This window comes from Rhizobium lentis, assembly GCF_017352135.1.
GTDB lineage: Bacteria > Pseudomonadota > Alphaproteobacteria > Rhizobiales > Rhizobiaceae > Rhizobium > Rhizobium lentis.
On record NZ_CP071454.1, the window covers coordinates 981,366 to 987,500 of the forward strand.

The 6,135-nt window shown below is 57.4% G+C and carries 5 protein-coding genes, 2 tRNA genes, 2 rRNA genes and 1 pseudogene (1 of these 10 cut by a window edge); 3 read left to right on the forward strand and 7 right to left on the reverse strand.

The genetic code is table 11. The annotated features are described in order from the left end of the window. Positions 1-4 precede the first annotated feature (4 nt). Positions 5-511, reverse strand: a complete 507-nt coding sequence (locus J0663_RS04785) for a response regulator (RefSeq protein WP_311043480.1) — start codon at positions 509-511, stop codon at positions 5-7. A gap of 523 nt (positions 512-1,034) precedes the next feature. Between J0663_RS04785 and J0663_RS31175 the strand changes: the two genes are divergently transcribed. Beyond that, positions 1,035-1,214 carry a DUF2934 domain-containing protein gene (locus J0663_RS31175; protein WP_221108856.1) on the forward strand — a complete coding sequence of 60 codons (180 nt, stop codon included), beginning with the start codon at positions 1,035-1,037 and terminating at the stop codon, positions 1,212-1,214. Positions 1,215-1,351: 137 nt separating this feature from the next. After that, a complete protein-coding gene (locus tag J0663_RS04795) occupies positions 1,352-2,296 on the forward strand; it encodes an alpha/beta hydrolase (RefSeq protein WP_207243299.1) in 945 nt (314 codons plus the stop codon). A 170-nt stretch (positions 2,297-2,466) separates the two neighbouring features. Here the strand turns inward: J0663_RS04795 and J0663_RS04800 are convergent, their stop codons facing one another. Both J0663_RS04800 and J0663_RS04805 read right to left on the reverse strand, forming a co-directional pair. Continuing rightward, entirely contained in the window at positions 2,467-2,997 is a 531-nt protein-coding gene (locus J0663_RS04800) for a DUF4142 domain-containing protein (protein ID WP_207244436.1), read from the reverse strand. A gap of 123 nt (positions 2,998-3,120) precedes the next feature. Then, complete coding sequence (locus tag J0663_RS04805; RefSeq protein WP_207243300.1) at positions 3,121-3,774, reverse strand: glycoside hydrolase family 15 protein; 654 nt, start codon at positions 3,772-3,774, stop codon at positions 3,121-3,123. A gap of 23 nt (positions 3,775-3,797) precedes the next feature. On the opposite strand from J0663_RS04805, the pseudogene J0663_RS31180 reads away from it, so the two are divergent. Continuing rightward, a pseudogene (locus tag J0663_RS31180) lies at positions 3,798-3,887 on the forward strand (NAD(P)-dependent oxidoreductase); the annotation flags it as partial. 543 nt (positions 3,888-4,430) lie between these two features. On the opposite strand, the gene J0663_RS04810 reads toward J0663_RS31180, so the two are convergent. The 4 genes from J0663_RS04810 to J0663_RS04825 all read right to left on the reverse strand — a co-directional run. After that, a tRNA-Leu gene (locus tag J0663_RS04810) sits at positions 4,431-4,521 on the reverse strand. Between the two features lie 49 nt (positions 4,522-4,570). Further along, positions 4,571-4,647 (reverse strand) — tRNA-Met (locus J0663_RS04815). A 95-nt stretch (positions 4,648-4,742) separates the two neighbouring features. Further along, a 5S ribosomal RNA gene (gene rrf / locus J0663_RS04820) occupies positions 4,743-4,857 on the reverse strand. 185 nt (positions 4,858-5,042) lie between these two features. Next, a 23S ribosomal RNA gene (locus J0663_RS04825) occupies positions 5,043-6,135 on the reverse strand; it runs 1,787 nt beyond the window's last position.

The following is a 6,135-nucleotide window of genomic DNA, read 5'->3' on the forward strand; positions in this document are numbered from 1 at the left end:
TGATCTAATGCATCCCGCTCGATGGACCTGACGCGAAGAGGGCCTTTGCTATCTTCTCAAGCTCTGTCGGCTTTTCACACAGAGTAAAACCGGAAAATTCCTTCGGTATGAAGGCGGGATCGTAACTGGTGGCGAAGACGAACGGGATATCGAGTTCGTCGAGTTTTTCGGCTACGGGAAATACGAATTCATCGCCAAGATGAACATCCAGGATGGCGGCATCGATTTCCTCCTGCTCGATCAGAGCCAAGGCTGCTTCCACGCTTGACGCCGGCCCTACGACAAGGGCCTGAAGCTGACTGAGCTTCCTGCGAACCTCATCGGCCAGAAAATATTCGTCCTCTACGACGAGGACCCGTTTGCCCGCAAAGAGGCTGATATGGCTTTCCTGGTTCACTTGCATTCCCGTCTGAAAACTCAGCAACCCCGCGCCGCTAACTTTGCGAGGTGCCGGAGGTTCACGCTCAGGTGAAATTAACGCAAGGACCTCCAAAATACTTTCTGCGTCCATTCATTGGCAATGCGCATGGAACTCCGGACCGCTCGCCTGGTTGGGCGCTCTCCAAACGAGAGGTAAACCATGTCAGCCAGTTCCGAAACCCGTTCGATCTTCGTCCCGCCAGCCGCGTTATCGAGTTCGAAAGGTTGGTGAACATGCGCCCGGAAGACGAACCAGGAATATCGCCTGGGCCTGCTTCAGTGGCCAGGAATCCATCTACGAGGCTCTCACCCAGCAGCCCGAAATGCACGGCCCGCCCCGTTATCTTACGCCGGACTGGGACGAGGCGGAACAGATCGGTCAGCCTCCTCGCCAAACTGAAACCAGACCTGGTGATCAGCGGACGTTGACGTCCGATGAAAGGGCAACATATGCGGCAGCCCCTGCACGAACTGGCGGCAAACTTTCAAGCGATCACGGTTCCCGAAGGTCGGCCTTATGTCCTCGACTCGGCCAAGCCCGGCAAAATCAGCAATGACGCCTATCGATGAATTTAAGCCAATGATCGCGAAATTGAGAACAGAGGAAGTATCGAATGCAAGGACAAGACGATGCAGTCCGCCTACGGGCCTATCAGATATGGGAAAGCGATGGCCGGCCGGAGGGCCGGGATGGCGACCACAGGCGCCAGGCGGAGGAGCAGCTTGGCATCAACTCATCCTCGTTTCCGGCGCCGGCCGTTTTATCGAGCTCGGATGCCGTCCAGGGGCTGTAAGCCCATCCGGGGCTTTCCAGCATCCGGAAGCGCATCCTGATATCGAAGTCAGCAGAACCGACGCATTCACGTCGGTTCGCGAGAAGAACATTTGAATCTCCGGCCTTCGGCCGGACATCTCGCCACTCGGCTGTAACATGGAAATAGACCCGTTTTCCGTTTTCGAGGATCTCGACGTGCGAAGAGCGCGTCGCCTCAACCATGTTCTCGCTCACCTGCCGCGCTATCATACCGGCAGGCGGCTGAATGCAAGGATAATCAACGGCGTCGTGAAGCTTGCCGGTATCTTGCTGCCCAAGCCGCGGCAGCGCGATGTCACTATCGACATCGTCAAGTTGCGAGCGGACGATCGTGAAATACCCATCCGTCTTCTTCGACCACAGGGACCGGTGGCGGCCCTCTACCTGCACTTTCACGGCGGAGCTTGGATACTTGGCAATTCGCAGCTGGACGATGGCTGGAATGCAGAGATCGCAAGATCCGGCAATGTCGCCATTGCCAGCGGCGATTTCCATTTGGCCGTGGACGACGATCTCGAGCGCACGATCCGTGATGCCGTTGCTCTGACCAAATGGGCACTCGATCGTCTTCCGGAATTCGGAACCGACCGGCTGGTTGTCGAGGGCGAGTCTTCCGGAGCCCACCTTGCCGCATGCGCCCTGCTCCAGGTCGCGAAAAGGCAGCCTTTGGATAACGTCGCGGGCTTCGTTTCGTTTTGCGGTGCCTTCGACATGAGCGGGTCACGGAGCCTTGTGAATGCCCGACGCAGCCTGATCATCGACCCTGCATCCGCCGTCCACAATCTTGAACGGCTGACCATGCGTTCACGCGCGACAACTCCCGAGGTATCGCCGATCTTCGCCGACTTGACCGGCATGCCGCCTGCCCTCTTCATAGCCGGCGCGCTGGACCCCATCCTGGACGACAGCCGCAGGATCCACGACGTCTGGCAGCGCCAAACGGGTCATGCAGACCTGCTCGTCGTCCCGGAAGCCCCCCATGGTTTCGAGCGGCTGCCCACGCGGCTTGCGGCGAAAGCCAGAGATTTCCTGTGCGGGTGGATCAAGGAGCGCTTGGGCTAGACGGCCCGCCCGGTTGGCTCACGGTGTCCCGCCCGTCCGGCATTCCGGTTCGTCCCCAGCATATGGGCTCCTCCAATCGCGTGACGTCACCTCATAAGCAAAACCCGCGCAAATTATCGCGCGGGTTCAATTTGCCTCACCGCCTGATACCGAGGCGGCTCGATGGCCCATCAATTCTTTTCGAGATCCTGCGCCATCTTGTAGTGATGCTCCAGCGCCGGGAGCGTCCTGCCTGCCCAGGCCTTCAAATCGGGATTGTCGCCACCCTCGGCATAACGTTTGAAGAGGTCCACGGCATCCTCGTGAGCATCGACCTGATCGTCAAAATACTCTTCTTTGAACTTGGCTGCATCAAGCTTCGCGAGGTCGTCGGTTTCCTCCTTGAAACTGTCCGGCAACACGGTGGCCGAGGAGCCTTTCACCTTGCCGCTCGCGATCATCGCCTTCAACTCCGAACTGGTCTTTTCGTGGTCGGTGATTATCTGCTGCGCGAACTTCTTGGTTTCGTCATCGCCTTTTTGAAGGGCCAGCTTGCTCGATTCGATCTCGAACAGGTCGCTGCCGGACGCCAGCATCAGGAAGTCCTCGGTCTTCGGAGCCACCCCCATGACCGAATTGACGCCGGTTTTCTCCGCTGCCGACTGGGCGAGAGCGGATGTTGCAAGCGCGGCGAAGGCAATTGAAAACGCAATCTTCCTCATCATAAATCTCCTTGTTGCCAGCCACAAACAAAGGCGGCGAGGAGGAGTTCCGCAGCCATGGAGACTTTTCTCACTTCACGCCTTTGAACCTTAGCGATACCAGGCCTCGATTGACGTCATCGATCAGGTCGCAAGCTTATCCGCAGCGGATCGATATATCTGCCGGACACTGGTCCAGTGCGCACCGCTGCGATCGAACTCGATCACCTTTTTTCCTGTATCGAAAAGATTGCGTGCAGCAATGCGAGATGGCTGAACCCTTGGGGAAGATTGCCAAGTCCAGCGCCCGTGTGAGGGTCGATTTGTTCGTTGAGGATGCCGAAATTGTTGCCGAGCTTTGCCAGCAAGGTTTGCAGCATCTCCCCCCGCCCGATCGACCTCTCCGAGAAACGCATAGGCTTCGACGAGCCAGCAGGAGCATGCGACAAAGGTGCCTTCCTCTTCCACTACTCCGCTATATCGGCATACGAGCGGCCCGACGGCGAATTCACGTTCGATCGCTGCCCGGGTCTTGGCGAGCCGGCCTTCATGTTCGAAACCAAAGCGGCTGGTCAGCAGAAGCGCCGCATCGAGCCGCTCGGTGCCGGCATGGAACTTGTAGCACTGCTTGGCCTCGGACCAGCAGTGTTCGTCGATCCAGCCACGGATGCGTTCGCTCTCCTTTTCCCATCTTTCGGCGTTGCCGGCTATATGGCCGTTCCGGGCCAGTTCGGCCGCGTTGGAAAGCGCCAGCCAGCAGCCTATCTTGGAGAACGTGTAGTGCTCCCGGTCCTCCAACTCCCAGATGCTGGAATCCTCCTGCGGGCGCTTATGTTTTGCTGGCCTCCGAACTCGGAAATTACATGACCGGCGCGGTCATCCCCGTTACCGGCGGAGAAATCATGATCTGACAAGTCAAAAGGCGGAAACTGCGGGAGTTCGAAGATGCGACAATCCCTGGCTCTGATCGATGGCTTCAAAAGATCCGCACCCCTGACCAGTTCGGCGCGGCGAAGAAATTGCAGCGTGCTGTGCAGGCAGTCGTTCCTCAGGCGGAGGCTCTGACGGGATCATGAAGCTCGGTTCGAAAGCAGCACTTCGCCTGATGGATGTTTACCGGATGAAGGGGTTCCAGCCAAGCGCCTGTCGTAGAACCGTAGGAAACGCTCCCGCCGACTTTACGCCCTGAGGCGGAGCGTTGGCACGGAACCCATCGAGGACTTGCCCTCTCGGACCAGCATGGAGCGTGACCTTAACGTCGTACAGGGTTGTAGTTTAGACCAGCGCCGCGTGCTGTAGCAGGATTTGAACCGTTCGCAGGCTCACCCTTCAGGTTATGGTGAGCCTTAGCGAACGACGAGGCGAGGCGGCAGAGCAATCGATCCAGTGAATCGATTGCCGCCGAGCGGGCTCATCCGAGGGGATCGTTTTGCTTTAGCTTTTGGAAGTTTGGTTGCGGGGGCAGGATTTGAACCTGCGGCCTTCAGGTTATGAGCCTGACGAGGCGAGGCGGAAAGCAATCGATCCAGTGAATCGATTGCCCGCCGAGCGGGCTGCTCCACGAGGAGCATTCTGCTTTTAGAAGGAAGAGATTTGGTTGCGGGGGCAGGATTTGAACCTGCGGCCTTCAGGTTATGAGCCTGACGAGCTACCGGGCTGCTCCACCCCGCGATATTATTTTACAGCAGAAAGGGCCGCTTGAGCGACCCTTTTGTGACGGCGTGGGCCGTTGATTGATCAGAGAAGATTAAAGTTGCGCTTAGCAGACCTGGCAGCGACCTACTCTCCCGCGTCTTAAGACGAAGTACCATGGGCGCAGGGGCGTTTCACGGCCGTGTTCGGAAAGGGAACGGGTGCAGCCACCCCGCCATAACCACCAGGTCGGCAAAGCGCAACTTATGTTTTGAGAAGCTGGGGATGAGGCAGTAGGCAGTTGCCATTAGGCAATAGCGCTATTGTCATCGTTTTTTTGAACACGTCTTTGAAGCGAATGAGGAGTGGCTATTGCCGACTGCCTATTCCCTTCTGGCTTCATCAGCTTTGGCTGATGAGCATTGTCAATGAGAACGATCAAGCCGATCGAGCTATTAGTACCGGTAAGCTTCATGCGTTGCCGCACTTCCACACCCGGCCTATCAACGTGGTCGTCTTCCACGGCTCTGATAGGGAACACTCGTTTTCAGGTGGGTTTCCCGCTTAGATGCCTTCAGCGGTTATCCCGTCCATATATAGCTACCCTGCTATGCCCTTGGCAGGACAACAGGTCCACCAGAGATATGTCCATCCCGGTCCTCTCGTACTAGGGACAGATCCTGTCAATATTCCTACACCCACGGCAGATAGGGACCGAACTGTCTCACGACGTTCTGAACCCAGCTCACGTACCGCTTTAATTGGCGAACAGCCAAACCCTTGGGACCTGCTCCAGCCCCAGGATGCGATGAGCCGACATCGAGGTGCCAAACAACCCCGTCGATATGGACTCTTGGGGGTCATCAGCCTGTTATCCCCGGCGTACCTTTTATCCGTTGAGCGATGGCCCTTCCACGCGGGACCACCGGATCACTATGACCGACTTTCGTCTCTGCTCGACTTGTCAGTCTCGCAGTCAGGCGGGCTTATGCCATTGCACTCGACGACCGATTTCCGACCGGTCTGAGCCCACCATCGCGCGCCTCCGTTACTCTTTCGGAGGCGACCGCCCCAGTCAAACTACCCACCATACACTGTCCCGGACCCGGATGACGGGCCGCGGTTAGACATCCATGACGATAAGGGTGGTATTTCAAGGATGGCTCCACGGAAACTGGCGTCCCCGCTTCAAAGCCTACCACCTATCCTACACATGCCGACACGAATGCCAGTGTAAAGCTATAGTAAAGGTGCACGGGGTCTTTCCGTCTGACCGCAGGAACCCCGCATCTTCACGGGGAATTCAATTTCACTGAGTCTATGTTGGAGACAGCGGGGAAGTCGTTACGCCATTCGTGCAGGTCGGAACTTACCCGACAAGGAATTTCGCTACCTTAGGACCGTTATAGTTACGGCCGCCGTTTACTGGGGCTTCGATTCAAAGCTTGCACCTCTCCTCTTAACCTTCCAGCACCGGGCAGGCGTCAGACCCTATACGTCGTCTTGCGACTTCGCAGAGCCCTGTGT